The organism is Vibrio sp. E150_018 (genome assembly GCF_053544035.1).
This window is the reverse complement of record NZ_JBHGNY010000026.1, coordinates 1-14208: the sequence shown is the minus strand read 5'-3', so window position 1 is coordinate 14208 and position 14208 is coordinate 1. Positions and strand designations below refer to the sequence as shown.

General features: G+C 41.6%; 10 protein-coding genes, 1 tRNA gene and 1 rRNA gene. 6 read left to right on the top strand and 6 right to left on the bottom strand.

All coding sequences use genetic code 11. From position 1 onward, the window contains the following. Window positions 1–317: 317 nt before the first annotated feature. From hemG to ACE3G9_RS15345, 3 genes are read right to left on the bottom strand one after another with little or no spacing between them, the layout of a single operon-like run. On the bottom strand, window positions 318–836 hold the full coding sequence (gene hemG, locus ACE3G9_RS15355) for a menaquinone-dependent protoporphyrinogen IX dehydrogenase (RefSeq protein ID WP_449219609.1): 519 nt from the start codon (window positions 834–836) through the stop codon (window positions 318–320). A 6-nt stretch (window positions 837–842) separates the two neighbouring features. Continuing rightward, entirely contained in the window at window positions 843–2300 is a 1458-nt protein-coding gene (locus tag ACE3G9_RS15350; RefSeq protein WP_417881486.1) for a TrkH family potassium uptake protein, read from the bottom strand. 45 nt (window positions 2301–2345) lie between these two features. After that, the gene (locus ACE3G9_RS15345; protein ID WP_449219608.1) at window positions 2346–2966 is read right to left on the bottom strand and encodes a YigZ family protein; all 621 of its coding nucleotides are present in this window, start codon (window positions 2964–2966) and stop codon (window positions 2346–2348) included. 217 nt (window positions 2967–3183) lie between these two features. Between ACE3G9_RS15345 and fadB the strand changes: the two genes are divergently transcribed. Together fadB and fadA are read left to right on the top strand one after the other, a co-directional pair. After that, window positions 3184–5349 carry a fatty acid oxidation complex subunit alpha FadB gene (fadB, locus tag ACE3G9_RS15340; protein WP_449219607.1) on the top strand — a complete coding sequence of 722 codons (2166 nt, stop codon included), beginning with the start codon at window positions 3184–3186 and terminating at the stop codon, window positions 5347–5349. A 24-nt stretch (window positions 5350–5373) separates the two neighbouring features. Further along, window positions 5374–6543 (top strand): acetyl-CoA C-acyltransferase FadA, encoded by a 1170-nt coding sequence (fadA, locus tag ACE3G9_RS15335; RefSeq protein ID WP_449219606.1) that lies wholly within the window; start codon window positions 5374–5376, stop codon window positions 6541–6543. An 86-nt stretch (window positions 6544–6629) separates the two neighbouring features. Here fadA and ACE3G9_RS15330 read toward each other — a convergent pair whose 3' ends face one another. Then, on the bottom strand, window positions 6630–9170 hold the full coding sequence (locus tag ACE3G9_RS15330; RefSeq protein WP_417881490.1) for a class I adenylate cyclase: 2541 nt from the start codon (window positions 9168–9170) through the stop codon (window positions 6630–6632). A gap of 249 nt (window positions 9171–9419) precedes the next feature. Between ACE3G9_RS15330 and hemC the strand changes: the two genes are divergently transcribed. The 4 genes from hemC to ACE3G9_RS15310 are packed head-to-tail and all read left to right on the top strand — an operon-like array spanning window position 9420 to window position 13384. Then, the gene (gene hemC, locus ACE3G9_RS15325) at window positions 9420–10355 is read left to right on the top strand and encodes a hydroxymethylbilane synthase (RefSeq protein WP_417881491.1); all 936 of its coding nucleotides are present in this window, start codon (window positions 9420–9422) and stop codon (window positions 10353–10355) included. Then, the gene (locus ACE3G9_RS15320) at window positions 10355–11116 is read left to right on the top strand and encodes a uroporphyrinogen-III synthase (RefSeq protein WP_417881492.1); all 762 of its coding nucleotides are present in this window, start codon (window positions 10355–10357) and stop codon (window positions 11114–11116) included. Before hemC ends, ACE3G9_RS15320 begins: the two co-directional genes overlap by 1 nt. Further along, window positions 11106–12203: a uroporphyrinogen-III C-methyltransferase gene (locus ACE3G9_RS15315; RefSeq protein WP_417881493.1), complete on the top strand. Its 1098-nt coding sequence runs from the start codon at window positions 11106–11108 to the stop codon at window positions 12201–12203. Before ACE3G9_RS15320 ends, ACE3G9_RS15315 begins: the two co-directional genes overlap by 11 nt. Continuing rightward, window positions 12203–13384, top strand: coding sequence for a heme biosynthesis protein HemY (locus tag ACE3G9_RS15310; RefSeq protein ID WP_417881494.1), 1182 nt, complete (start codon window positions 12203–12205; stop codon window positions 13382–13384). Before ACE3G9_RS15315 ends, ACE3G9_RS15310 begins: the two co-directional genes overlap by 1 nt. 558 nt (window positions 13385–13942) lie before the next feature. Here ACE3G9_RS15310 and ACE3G9_RS15305 read toward each other — a convergent pair. Next, a tRNA-Ser gene (locus ACE3G9_RS15305) sits at window positions 13943–14033 on the bottom strand. 56 nt (window positions 14034–14089) lie between these two features. Beyond that, a 5S ribosomal RNA gene (gene rrf / locus ACE3G9_RS15300) occupies window positions 14090–14205 on the bottom strand. Window positions 14206–14208 lie beyond the last annotated feature (3 nt).

Genomic DNA, 14208 nt, shown 5'->3' with positions numbered 1-14208 from the left:
CACAGATTGATAGGTTTAAATTGTTAAAGAGCGTTGTTCTTATTGAAATCGCTTAGTGCGTCTCGTTGAACAGGGCGGCCATTTTAGCGATTTAAAAGCTCGTGTCAAACACTTTTTTAAAACTTTTTTCGCTAACCTTTTTGAGAAGGTTTTGACCTCTGACTCGTTGCTGCCGTTAGGCTGCGTGCTCCGTGTCAGTGAGGGCGCATTATAGAGACCTGACTCACATTGGCAAGGGCTTTTTTCACTTTTCTTTGATTTTTTTCCATTTCGAAGAAAAAATCACCGAAAGATGTGTTTTCTGTCTATTTTGTCTGCTATTCAATAACCTTTTTGGCAAATAGAGCGACTTTTTCCCAGTCGGTATATTCAACTTCTTTACTGGTATCCGTCTCACCATCTGTCATAGACATAATAAAACGAATCATAACTCGGTCGAACCATGAGTATCGTGGATAATACAATCCACCAGCGAACACACCAATATGCTTAGGTTGCCAAGGTGAACGCTTTAAAAACTTCTGGATATAAACACTCCCCTCAGGCGTATCCTTGCCCGGTTTGCGAGCGGTTAAGTTAACACTATAGAAAGACGCACCCGCTGAGGTTAAATACACTTTATGCTGCTCGATAAATTGGTATAGCTTCTTATTAAAGTGACCATAGCGAATAGATGCGCCTATAATGATATTGCTATATAAGTTAAGGTTTAAATCATCAGCTTGGTGTAGATCAACCAATTCACAACTATCGTTACCAATTTGTTCTGCTATAAACTGTGCAATTTTATGGGTTTGCCCTTCTCGGGTTGAATACAAAATAATAGTACTTTTCACGAAAACCTAACTTTTCCAAAATGTCGGTGTAAATAAGATAAGAAGTGTGAACACCTCTAGTCGACCAAATAGCATTGAAACAATAAGCACCCACTTGGCGGCATCATTAACATTAGCGAAATGTACTGATACATCACCGAGCCCTGGCCCTAAGTTATTAAGTGTTGCTGCCACAGCGGAGAAAGCACTTAATTCATCCATACCTGAGGCGATGAGTCCCAACATACACAATACAAACACTAATGCATACGCGGAGAAAAATCCCCATACAGCATCAACAACTCGTTGCGGCAGCGCTTTACCGCCCACTTTAATAGGGAAGACTGCTTTAGGATGGACAAGACGTTTTAGTTCACGCCCTCCTTGCAGTGTGAGTAGCAACACTCGAATCACTTTTAGGCCACCACCTGTAGAGCCAGCACAGCCACCTATAAAAGAAGAAAACAATAATAACACAGGAAGAAACAGTGGCCATTGTGAAAAGCCTGTCGTAGTAAAGCCTGCAGTCGTAGAGATAGACACTGTCTGGAACAACACCTGATCAAAGGTTTCAAATGTCGTTAAGTCATTACTGTGCAGAAGCAAAATGACAAAGCATAAAAAGAACAGCAAAGTTTGGATCGTGATAAAGGCGCGAAATTCAGGATCTCGCCAGTAATATTTAGGGTGTACACCTCCCGAAGCAAAAGCCGCAAAGTGCAGTGAGAAATTACACGCAGAAATAAGTAAAAAGACTACCGTGATCATATTAATCACTGGACTATTAAAGTACCCCATACTGGCATCATGAGTAGAAAAACCACCAATGGCAATTGTCGAAAAGCTATGACAAATCGCATCAAACAAGCTCATACCTGCCAACCAGAATGCCCCAGCACAAACAATGGTAAGGCTTAAATAAATATACCAAAGCACTTTCGCCGTTTCGGCAATTCGTGGTGTCATTTTATTATCTTTTACCGGCCCAGGAATTTCCGCTCGGTATAACTGCATGCCACCAATGCCAAGGATTGGCAAAATGGCCACCGCGAGAACAATGATCCCCATACCACCAAACCACTGTAAAAACTGTCGGTAGAATAATATCGCTTTAGGTAAGGCATCTAGGCCAACAATCGTAGTAGCCCCGGTGGTAGTTAATGCTGAAAAAGACTCAAAAAAGGAATCCGTCACTGAAATATTAGGATCATGAGATAACCAAAATGGCAACGCCCCTGCACTACCAATAACCACCCAAAATAAAACCACAATTAAGAAGCCATCTCGAGCTTTTAGTTCTGATTTTTTATAACGATTGGGAAACCAACATAAGCCTCCACAGAAGAACAACACAAAAAAAGTAGTAACAAAAGGCACACCGGCCCCATCACGATAGAATAAAGCCACCAGCGCAGGTGCCAACATCGTGAGGCTAAATAGTGACAGTAATAAACCGACGATTCGAATAATTGAACGAAATTGCATATCAAGTAAGGAAGCTAAACTTCCAGAGTCCTTTTAAAATGGGGATCATATGTGTTTCGGTTTAATCTCAACCTTAGCGCCAGTTTTATTGACTAGAGTCTGTGTAAACACGTCCGCTTCTCTTATATCGATCTCAACCAGTAAGTCAATGCGTTGCCCAAACTTTCCATCAAGTTGAGCCACTTGATATTGAGCCATGATAGATTGCACCAAGGGCATTAAAGAGTAGTCTAACCCTAGCTGCAATTGGATGGTGATCTTTTTCTCAATAGTTTGAACTTGCTTGAGAGCTTGCTGCACACCACCGCCATAAGCTTTCACTAATCCGTCAGTACCCAGCTTAATTCCACCAGAATAACGGGTAACAACCGCCGTCATCTCACCAATTCCAGAGCCAGATAATTGAGCTAATATCGGTTTCCCCGCCGTTCCGGAAGGTTCACCATCATCACTAAATCCCCACAGTAGTGAATCTTCTGGCCTACCGGCAACAAAGCCCCAGCAATTATGTCGAGCAGAAGCATGCTGAGTTTTTATCTCATCAACAAAGGCTTTCGCACTTTCTATAGTCGGAGTGTGAGCAATATGAGTAATGAAAAGACTCTTCTTGATTTCCTCTTCAAATATCACCCGATCGATAGGGATTAAATATGGCTGCTCATTCATAACACATGATCTCAAAAATAAAGTGCCTCAGTTTAACACGTCATTGAGCTGTTGATGGTCCACAAAATGACCTTGCGCACAATTTTCAAACAATTGTTTGAATTGTTATTGAAGTTAACAATTACACGATCAAGACTGTAACAACCTGGTCAAACCAGAGAAAAACGATAATAAGTTGCTCTACAACAATACCGTTTGTTCGTCATGGAGATAGACAATGATTTACCAACATACGTCCCTACACGTAAAAGAATTACAAGATGGTATCGCTCAGCTTACTTTCAGTGCTGAAGGATCCGTCAACACTCTCAATTCAAAAACACTCACTGCCCTAAATGAAGCGATTGACGCCATCAAAGCACAGCCGGGCATCACCGGATTAATTCTGAGCTCAGATAAAAGCGCTTTCATTGTTGGTGCAGATATAAAAGAATTCCTCGGCTTATTTGCTAAACCCGCAGAAGAACTTGATCACTGGGTGAAATACGCCAATGATATTTTCTGCAAGCTAGAAGACCTCCCCTTCCCAACCTTATCAGCTATCCGCGGCTTTGCGTTAGGCGGTGGTTGTGAACTGATTCTTTCTTCTGACTTACGTATTGGTGATAACACGGCTGTTATCGGCCTACCAGAAACCAAACTTGGCATCATCCCGGGATTCGGCGGTACCGTTCGTCTACCTCGCGTTATCGGAGCAGATAATGCCATGGAGATGATAGCTACCGCTAAACAACAAAAAGCCAATGAAGCCATTAAGCTTGGTCTACTCGATGCGATCGTAGATAGCGAACAACTAGAAACCTCTGCCATCACAACATTAAAACAAGCTATCGACGGAAAAGTTGACTGGCAAGCCCGTCGCCAACAAAAAACCTCTGCACTGTCTTTAAGTAAAATAGAAGCCTTGATGAGTTTTACCATGGCCAAAGCCATGATTTCAGCCAAAGCGGGTCCACACTACCCAGCGCCAATAGCTTCAGTAAAAGCGATAGAAGAAGCATCAACCTCAAGCCGTGATGAAGCCTTAGATATTGAACGTAAATACTTCGTCAAAATGGCAAAAACGGAAGTCGCTCAATCCCTGATTGGATTATTCCTTAACGACCAATACATCAAAGGCATCGCTAAAAAAGCGGGTAAAAACTCACAAAAGACTGAACGTGCAGCGGTACTCGGTGCTGGCATCATGGGTGGCGGCATTGCTTATCAATCCGCATCAAAAGGTGTGCCTGTCTTAATGAAAGATATCGCGCAAGCTTCTCTTGATTTAGGTATGACCGAGGCTTCCAAACTACTCAACAAACAATTGGAACGTGGAAAAATTGATGGCTTCAAACTATCAAAGATTCTCGGTTCGATTACGCCAAGCCTGCACTACGCAGGTATTGAACAAGCTGATGTTGTAGTAGAAGCGGTGGTTGAAAATCCAAAAGTAAAAGCGGCGGTATTAGCGGAAGTAGAGCAACACGCGAAAGAAGACGCCATCATTGCCTCTAATACCTCGACCATTCCAATCAACCAACTTGCGAAAGCAGTAAAACGCCCAGAAAACTTCTGTGGTATGCACTTCTTTAACCCTGTACATCGCATGCCTTTGGTTGAAATTATTCGTGGTGAGCACACATCTGAAGACACGATTAATAAAATCGTCGCCTATGCTGCGCAAATGGGTAAATCACCGATTGTAGTTAATGACTGCCCAGGGTTCTTTGTTAACCGTGTTCTGTTCCCTTACTTTGGTGGTTTTAGCCTACTAATGCGTGACGGCGCGGATTTCACACAAATCGATAAAGTGATGGAACGTAAATTCGGTTGGCCGATGGGCCCTGCTTATTTGCTTGATGTCGTGGGTATCGATACTGCACACCACGCACAAGCGGTAATGGCAGAAGGTTTCCCTGAGCGCATGGGCAAAGAAGGACGTGATGCGATTGATGCACTATTTGAAGCCGACAAATATGGTCAGAAAAATGGCAGTGGTTTTTATACTTATAGCGTGGACCGTAAAGGTAAGCCGAAGAAAATCTTTGAACAAGGTGTGCTATCACTATTTGAAGGCATCACTGCCACTAAGCAAGATTTTTCAGATGAAGAAATCATCAACCGCACCATGATTCCAATGATAAATGAAGTCGTACTCTGTCTGGAAGAAGGCATTATCGCCTCACCACAAGAAGCGGATATGGCACTGATTTATGGTTTAGGCTTCCCTCCATTCCGTGGTGGGGTATTCCGCTACCTAGATAGTGTTGGACTACAAAATTATATCCAAGCAGCGTCTCAATATTCTGACTTAAGCCCAATGTATCGCGTACCGCAACTACTATTGGATATGGCAGAAAAAGGCGATACTTTTTACGCTAGTCAAACGGCTGCTGTTTAACGACTCTGGATAAGGAAAATCAAAATGAATAATGTAGTTATTGTCGATTGTATTCGTACTCCTATGGGGCGTTCAAAAGCCGGTGCATTCCGTCATGTCCGTGCAGAAGACCTATCGGCTCATCTAATGAAAGGGATCTTAAAACGTAACCCTCAGGTAGACCCGACTCAAATTGAAGATGTCTATTGGGGGTGTGTGCAACAAACGTTAGAGCAAGGCTTTAACATTGCACGTAATGCCGCGTTACTTGCTGGCGTACCTAAAAATGTCGGTGCGGTAACAGTCAACCGCCTATGTGGCTCGTCGATGCAAGCACTACACGATGCTTCACGCGCAATCATGGTTGGTGATGCCGATATTTGCTTAATTGGTGGTGTCGAACATATGGGCCACGTACCAATGAACCATGGCGTGGATTTCCACCCAGGCTTGGCAAAAAATGTCGCCAAAGCGGCCGGTATGATGGGCTTAACCGCTGAAATGCTAGGTAAAGTTCATGGTATCAGCCGTGAAGCGCAAGATGAATTTGGCGCTCGCTCTCACCGTCGTGCACATGCTGCAACGTTAGAGGGGCGTTTTAAAAATGAAATCCTGCCTACCGAGGGGCATACAGAAGATGGGACGTTAAAGCTATACGACTATGATGAAGTGATTCGTCCAGAAACTACCGTCGAAACGCTATCTCAACTTCGCCCTGTGTTTGATCCTGCTAATGGGACAGTAACAGCGGGCACGTCTTCCGCTCTATCCGATGGCGCGTCAGCCATGCTAGTAATGAGCGAAAGCAAAGCAAAAGAGTTAGGTTTACCGATCCGCGCACGCATTCGCTCAATGGCAGTAGCAGGCTGCGATCCATCAACCATGGGTTACGGCCCCGTTCCTGCTACGCAAAAAGCTTTAAAGCGTGCCGGTTTATCGATTGAAGATATGGGTATGATCGAGCTCAATGAAGCGTTTGCTGCACAAGCACTACCATGTGCCAAAGATCTTGGCTTATTGAATGTAATGGAAGAAAAAGTAAACTTAAATGGTGGTGCAATTGCATTAGGTCACCCACTAGGTTGCTCCGGTTCTCGTATTTCAACGACCCTGATTAACTTGATGGAAGCCAACGATGTTCAATTTGGTCTTGCGACTATGTGTATCGGGCTTGGCCAAGGTATTGCCACCATCTTTGAACGCGTCGATTACTAGATCATTTTAGTCTCCACCCAAAAACAACAAGGGCCACTCTAGTCGAGTAGCCCTTATCTTTTTTTATACACTTTAGATCGACAAAACTATTTCACATGTATTTCGCTGCTAGAGCAATTGGTTGTCGTACTACGATATGGCACCACATAACTATCACCACTATCAGGATGAATAATCTGATAATACTGAGGTAAATTGAAATTACACTTCGATTCCGATTCAAACCCTTGGGTATTATTGGTATAAAAACGATTCACCGTTCTCACCATATCATCACGATTACCATCAAACTGCCGGTATACTTCAACGCGGTTACTTTCATCTAATACATAGACATTAAAACCATCATCATCACCTTCAAAGAAAAATTGAATTAATCCTTCGCTGGCATAGGCATCAACCACATCTGGTGGTGGTAATTCCTGACTTTTACCTACTTTAAGTAATGGTGAACCTTGCAGCTTATTCGTCGAAATACTGCTATAGAAGTCAATGGAGTTTTCTAGCTTCATCACTGATACACCACGACGTTCAAAGAAAAGGCCGTACATTTGATCAGCAATTTTTAATACTTTAAAGCGGCGACGTTTTTCATTTTCGACTGGTTTTAAACGTAACTCAATACACTCCGCCAGCAGTTGATACACCATATTTCGCATAACGCCACGTAGATTTTCGCTATAACAGAAAACATCAACCGATTCTGGCGGCAATGCGTCTTGGTGCATTTTTCCTAGTATGGTTTTTAACGCATCAATAATCGCAGTTTCACCGGAAAAATGCAGAGTACGGACTTCATGCCAAGAGTTACGATAAACCAAATCAACACTAGAAACTAAGCATTGCTGATCTGTTGAAAAACTAAACACATCGACATTATTTTTTAATTCATTCTTAAGCTGATTAGGCTTTAACTTAGCTGTTAGATCGCTTTCTAAATTGATAAAAATCGATAACTGACTCACTTCACAAGGGCTTGCCAAAGCTTGCATCGTTGGTCGACGCTTACGCAGCGAAAAAGTATTACGCAAATCACTGACCATTTGATAGAGCTTATCGATATCAATATCTGCGTGGCGAACAACCGCTTCAAGGTGAGTACCTTCGGTAATTAAGCCATTAAAGAATGCCCAAGCCACCAACTTACTTAAATATTGGTTATGCTCCAGCGGCGCTCTCCCTAAAATTTGATAAGGATCGAGTGATTGTTTATATAAATACCAACCGGCTTTATTTACTCGCTCTTCAGGAACCTGAATAAAGGTTAAATTGGGTTCGTGCAAATCGGGAGAAATTTGAGTATTGAGTAGCGTCACTTTACCCGGTAGTGTTTCAAAAGCCGCGTAAAGTTTTCTTGCTAAGATACTAATGTCTTGTGGGCTAATCGCTGACGTGATGTCATGACGACGAGCAAATTGAATTAGATTTCGGTAACTCAGCATTAATGCATCAAGCAATTCATGATGCACTTTTTTCACTTGTTCAACTTTCCAATGTCGACGGTTATCAAGCTCCTCGATTAACTCATCACTCCAACCCCATTTCGCCACAAGGTCTTGTAAAGCTGAATGACGCCAAGCAACAAAATTCGCGCCCGGTTCTCGAGAGAGTTTTTCATGGGTTTTAAGATAAAAACAACGTCTTACCAATTCTAAACGGCGCTTATCACCAATTCTTTCTAGATATTGAGTGACTTTTTCCAGCATCAGATAATAGCTATCCATACCGTATTCTTTCTGCTCATGAGCAAAGAAACGACGTTTAGTATCAACACTTAATAATTGAGGGTGCGGGTATTCCCATGAATACGACTCAAGCAAGATCGCTTTTAGAACCGATTTATATGGCGAATCTATACTTTTATACAATTGCCATAAATTAGAGCCAAAGTACTCCTCTGCCGGAATATGATGCAGTTGACCAAAGTCTATCCACTGCGAGCAATCAATATGACCACTACTACAAATTTTTTGTACGTATTCGTCATAGCACTCCTCCATCTCTGGAGGTACGATTTTCCATAACAAACGCTGCCCAGCAATACGCACTGCTGAACGATAGAATTCATCGAGTAATAATAAATGCTGAGAAGAACCACAGTTATCACCTGTCATTTCTTCTGACTGGTTGGTACGAAAACGTGTCTCATCCATTAAGAAAAAGTTCGCTTCCACTCCTAGGCTTTGTGCCCATTCAGTCACTAATAAGCATTTATTGATTAATTTAGTTCGCTCATCTAGCCCCATGCTCGGTGAAATACAAACCCATATATCCAAATCACTCGACGAACTTTGTCCAACAGAAGAAGTACTGCCCATAGTATAAAGAGCAAGAATATCGGCAGGATTAGACGAAGGCTGAACGAGAGTAGATAAATCGAGCTTTTCATCAAAATCAAATTCTTGTAAAGCTTGAAGTTGAGAATGGCTGAGAGAGAAGTCACAGACACCAAAAGGGGTAAGCTCTGAACTAAAACCAGGAAGGGCAGGGTGATTAAAATGCAATAAAACGGGAATAAGATGAAAAACTTGCTGACTTTGCTTATCCATAATAGATAGTGCTCGCTCAACCCTTTGCTGGTTCAGCTTATCTAGTCTATCTATTAATATAGTGGTATATGCTTGCAAGATTACATCCTAACGAAACAAAAATAAAACGATGGCACCTAAATCAATACAGGCTAAAAACGTGATCAATTTAACACTTTTTTGGCGCTGGGTAAACATTATACAATCTGATGACATGTACCACTTTAGTCCTGTATCAGCCAATTCAAATTATTATCTCATTTCCTAAAAATAAAGCTATGAAAGTAAGTTTTTTATACAATGAATGATAGGATTAGGGATAAATATTAAGAAATAAAAGGTCACTTTATGTCAACCACACCCATTCGTATTGCTACCCGTAAAAGCCCTTTAGCACTTTGGCAAGCTTACTTCGTGAAAGACGCTTTGCAACAAGCGCACCCTGGACTAGACGTCGAACTTGTTACCATGGTGACCAAAGGCGATATTATTTTAGATACACCATTAGCAAAAGTGGGTGGTAAAGGCCTTTTTGTTAAAGAATTAGAAGTAGCCATATTAGAAGGTCATGCTGACCTTGCGGTTCACTCAATGAAAGATGTACCGGTCGATTTCCCAGAAGGCTTGGGTCTAGTGACGATTTGTGAACGTGGCGATCCACGCGATGCTTTTGTTTCTAATCACTATCAAAACGTTGATGATCTTCCGCAAGGCTCAGTAGTCGGCACATGCAGCTTACGTCGTCAGTGTCAGCTCAAAGAACGTCGCCCAGATCTTATTATTAAAGAACTACGTGGCAATGTAGGTACACGTTTAAGTAAATTGGACGCTGGTGAATTCGATGCTATTGTTCTAGCTGCTGCTGGTCTAAAGCGTTTAAACCTTGAAGAGCGTATCCGCAATTATATTGAACCTGAAGAGTCATTACCTGCGGTAGGACAAGGTGCGGTTGGTATTGAATGTCGACTCAATGATGATCGCTTAATCAAGTTACTTGCTCCGCTTAACGATGTAGATACAACTGATCGCGTGTTATGTGAACGAGCAATGAACCTAACGTTACAAGGTGGCTGCCAAGTTCCTATCGGCAGTTATTCGTTGTTAGATGGTGATCAAATTTGGCTGCGAGGTTTGGTCGGCGAACCAGATGGTAGCTTAATCGTGCGTGGCGAGATTCAAGGCCATAGACAAGATGCAGAAAAACTAGGAATTCAACTGGCAAACCAATTGTTAAATAATGGAGCCAAAGAGATCCTAGAAAAGCTCTACTCAGATTACGATTAATGAGCACGGTTTTAATCACTCGTCCAGGGCAGGATGGTGAGGCGCTATGTTTAAGTTTGCAACAGCGGCAAATTAACAGCCTTCACCACCCCCTGATCAAATTGACGCAAGGCCGAGACTGCACATCATTAATCGATGATCTTTCTCGGTCTGATATCGTGATTGCCGTTAGCCAATATGCTGTACTTTGGGCGCAACACACCCTCCAACTCAATCAACAAAAATTTCCCACCACGCCGCTCTATTTTGCTATCGGCAATAAAACGGCAGAATTTCTACAACGATACACCCAGTCACCCGTCATTTCCCCTCAAATAAGTGACAGCGAACACTTACTGGACTTACCAGCTTTGAAGTTAATTAAAAACAAGCGTATTTTGATACTACGAGGAAATGGTGGTAGAGAGTTAATACAACAGACACTACAACAACGTGGCGCAGAGGTTTATTACAATGAAATATATCGTAGAGACTCATTACCAATAGACGATGTAAACCAATGGAAGCAATGGAAAATGCAAGCTGTTTCTCACTTAGTCATAACAAGTGGTGAGCAACTTACATTTTTTATGTCACAAGTACCAAAGCAATATTTACCTTGGGTAATCCAATTGAATCTTTACGTTCCTAGCTTACGAATTCAACAACAAGCAAAAGAACTCGGATTTTCACATATAATCAATACAGGAAGCGCCGCTAACCTCGTTTTATTGGATTGTCTCAGCAAGACATTTACCACAGGACAAAAACATGACAGATAATCATAATAATACCAATGACACTAAGGTTGAGGTAAGTGCTTCGACTCAAGCTAAACCGAAAAAAAATAAAGGCCAAAAACGCGCGACCGCTGCCATTATCCTTGCGGTATTACTTACTGGCTCAGTGATCGCTTTCGAAGCCTATCAATACACCCAAAGCCAACAAACCATTAATCAACTAAAAGCCCAAGTTAATCAATTAAATAGCCATCTCAATCAGCAACTAGAAACTAATCAAGCAATCATTAAAAAACAAGCGACAACTTTGCAGCACAAACTTCAAACTCAAGCCGAACAACAAGGCAAAAGTATCAAAAGTCTACAACTAGCCATCACGGATATCAAAGGTCGCAGCCCTAACGATTGGCTACTCGCAGAGGCAGACTATTTAGTCAAAATGGCGGGGCGTAAGTTATTTTTAGAACATGATGTTGAGTCAGCAACCCAATTAATGATTTCAGCCGACCAAAGAATTGCTGCGCTCAATGATCCTAGTCTGGTTACTTTACGAGAAGCAATGACCGATGACATTACTCAGTTAAAGTCTTTACCGGTTATCGATCAAGAAGGGTTAATCCTCAAGCTAATCAGCCTACAGAAAGAAGTCGACAAACTACCGCTAGCGAATGCTTTGCTACCTAAAGAAGAAAAACAGCAGCAAGAAGTGGTATCTGAAGATATTAATGACTGGAAAACCAATTTAATGACATCATTAAAAGACTTTGCCGGTCACTTTATTACCTTTCGAACCCGAGAAGGTAACACCACTCCACTCCTATCTCCTACCCAACATTTCTACTTAAAAGAAAATGTAAAAGCAAAATTAGAAACCGCAATTAAAGGAGTGTACGCGGAAAATAACGATATTTATCAAACATCACTCAATGTTACTCAAGAGTGGTCGAATAAATTTTTCAATCAACAGTCCATAAAAGTAAAAGAGTTTGAAAAAGAAATCCGCCAACTACAAGAAAAAAATATTACCGTCGATTACCCAATCAAACTTAAAACTCAACAACCTTTAACTGATCTGATCTCTGAACGTTTACGCCGCTCAGTTTCAACGATTGGACAAGGAGATAAATAATGTTTCGTATTGTTTTTCTCTTCATCGTTTTAGGTTTAGGGCTTTTCGCGGGAACCTTGTTCTCTGATCAGCAAGGTTACGTTTTAATTTCGTTCGCCAATACCACCACCGAAATGAGCGTGACGACACTCGTCATCTTTGTGATTGCCGCACTCGCCGCGCTATTTTTTCTAGAGTTCATCATCAAACGAAGCTTACGAGCAACCAGCGCCACCTGGAACTGGTTTAGCATTCGTAAGCTAAAACGAGCCCGTCGCTATACCAATGAAGGTATAATTAAGTTACTAGAAGGCGATTGGAAAGCGGCTGAGAAGAAAGTCACTCGTTGGGCGAACCATCATGATATGCCATTACTTTGCTATTTAATCGCATCAGAAGCAGCGCAAGGAATGGGTGATGACTCAAAAAGAGAAAAGTACCTAGCGTTAGCAGAACAACAAGAAGGGTATTCTCTAGCCGTTGAAATGACTAAAATTCGTCAAATGATCCGTAATCAGCAATACGCTGATGCGCATAGTCAGCTTGAACATTTAAAGGGTCGTTACCCTAATAACACCATAGTGCTTAATCTACTCAAGAAAACTTATATTGGATTAGAACTATGGGGAGCATTAGATGAATTACTACCGCGCTTAAAGAAAAGTAAGCTAATTTCAGATGAAGAATATCATCAGCTTTTTTATCAAGCACAACTGGGAAAAATGAAAGAAGTCGGCTCTCAACAAGGCGTTGAAGGACTATTGTCTTATTGGAATCACCTTCCTAAAAAGATTAAGCAAGACGACAACGTTGTTCAATTGATGGTTGAACAACTGATCTTACATAATGGCGACTCAGAAGCTTATATCATTTTACGTGATTTAATAAAGCAGACGCCATCAAATAAGCTACTGACTTTAATCACCCAAGTTGATTTACCTGATACCCACCCAGCCGTGGTGATGCTTGAAGGGCTTGCGAAAAAACAACCTAATAACCCAGAGATAAATAGCACATTAGGTCAATTATATTTACGAGAACAAAGGTGGCAAGACGCACAACACGCATTTGAAGCAGCTCTTCAGCAAAGAGTCAGCATATCCGATTACTCTTATCTAGCAGATGCATTGGAGCAACAAAACATGAAACAAGCTGCAGGTGAGGTATCTCGTAAAGCACTATCCTTAATAGATAAAACTTAAACCAGCCAAGTCTAAACACGACCAAAGCCAACACTTTAATATTCAGTGTTGGCTTTTTTATTCTCCATATATTCCTCCCCAAAAAAGCCGTTTCAATATTTCAAACCAATGCTTTAATACCAAGCTCAATAACGGCAAATACAATAAATCAAATAAGCCAAATCAAAGAGCATTCTTATTAGATCCGGTGATTATTTACTTATTACATTTAATATAAGTCGACGAATATAAGAGTACCGATCAACCGCCATTTTGAGTGAAATATTAATGCGATTTTCATAATAAAGAGGGAGAGGATAAGAGTTGAAAGTTTCTACTAAACAATATACTTACCGATTACAGCTAATTCATTAGTGAGCACTGTTAAGAATAATACCAACAATATCACGGTTCGAAAGAAGTCGTCTTCCCTGCCGAATAAGAAAGTAGAGTAAAGCTTCTATTCCATTACTAGAATATATCCAGACACAATCTGGTGATGGCTTTCGTTTCGCCGCTCAATTCTATAATAACAGATAGCAAAAAGCCCACTAGATAACTAGTGGGCTTTCTTAATAGTGGCGGAGGGATAGGGATTTGAACCCTAGAAGAGCTATTAACCCTTGCCGGTTTTCAAGACCGGTGCTTTCGACCACTCAGCCATCCCTCCACAAATTGTCATTAATGGTAAACCAATAATGTTTGACTTTTCAGTCTTAATTCAAAACCTGGCGATGTCCTACTCTCACATGGGGAAACCCCACACTACCATCGGCGCTACTTCGTTTCACTTCTGAGTTCGGCATGGAATCAGGTGGGTCCAAAGCGCTATGGTCGCCAAGCAA

Bases quoted from the DNA above. Each gene is read 5' to 3' on its own strand.
- ACE3G9_RS15350 (WP_417881486.1), bottom strand. From the start codon at position 2,300: ATGCAATTTCGTTCAATTATTCGAATCGTCGGTTTATTACTGTCACTA.
- ACE3G9_RS15345 (WP_449219608.1), bottom strand. From the start codon at position 2,966: ATGAATGAGCAGCCATATTTAATCCCTATCGATCGGGTGATATTTGAA.
- fadB (WP_449219607.1), top strand. From the start codon at position 3,184: ATGATTTACCAACATACGTCCCTACACGTAAAAGAATTACAAGATGGT.
- fadA (WP_449219606.1), top strand. From the start codon at position 5,374: ATGAATAATGTAGTTATTGTCGATTGTATTCGTACTCCTATGGGGCGT.
- hemC (WP_417881491.1), top strand. From the start codon at position 9,420: ATGTCAACCACACCCATTCGTATTGCTACCCGTAAAAGCCCTTTAGCA.
- ACE3G9_RS15320 (WP_417881492.1), top strand. From the start codon at position 10,355: ATGAGCACGGTTTTAATCACTCGTCCAGGGCAGGATGGTGAGGCGCTA.
- ACE3G9_RS15315 (WP_417881493.1), top strand. From the start codon at position 11,106: ATGACAGATAATCATAATAATACCAATGACACTAAGGTTGAGGTAAGT.
- ACE3G9_RS15310 (WP_417881494.1), top strand. From the start codon at position 12,203: ATGTTTCGTATTGTTTTTCTCTTCATCGTTTTAGGTTTAGGGCTTTTC.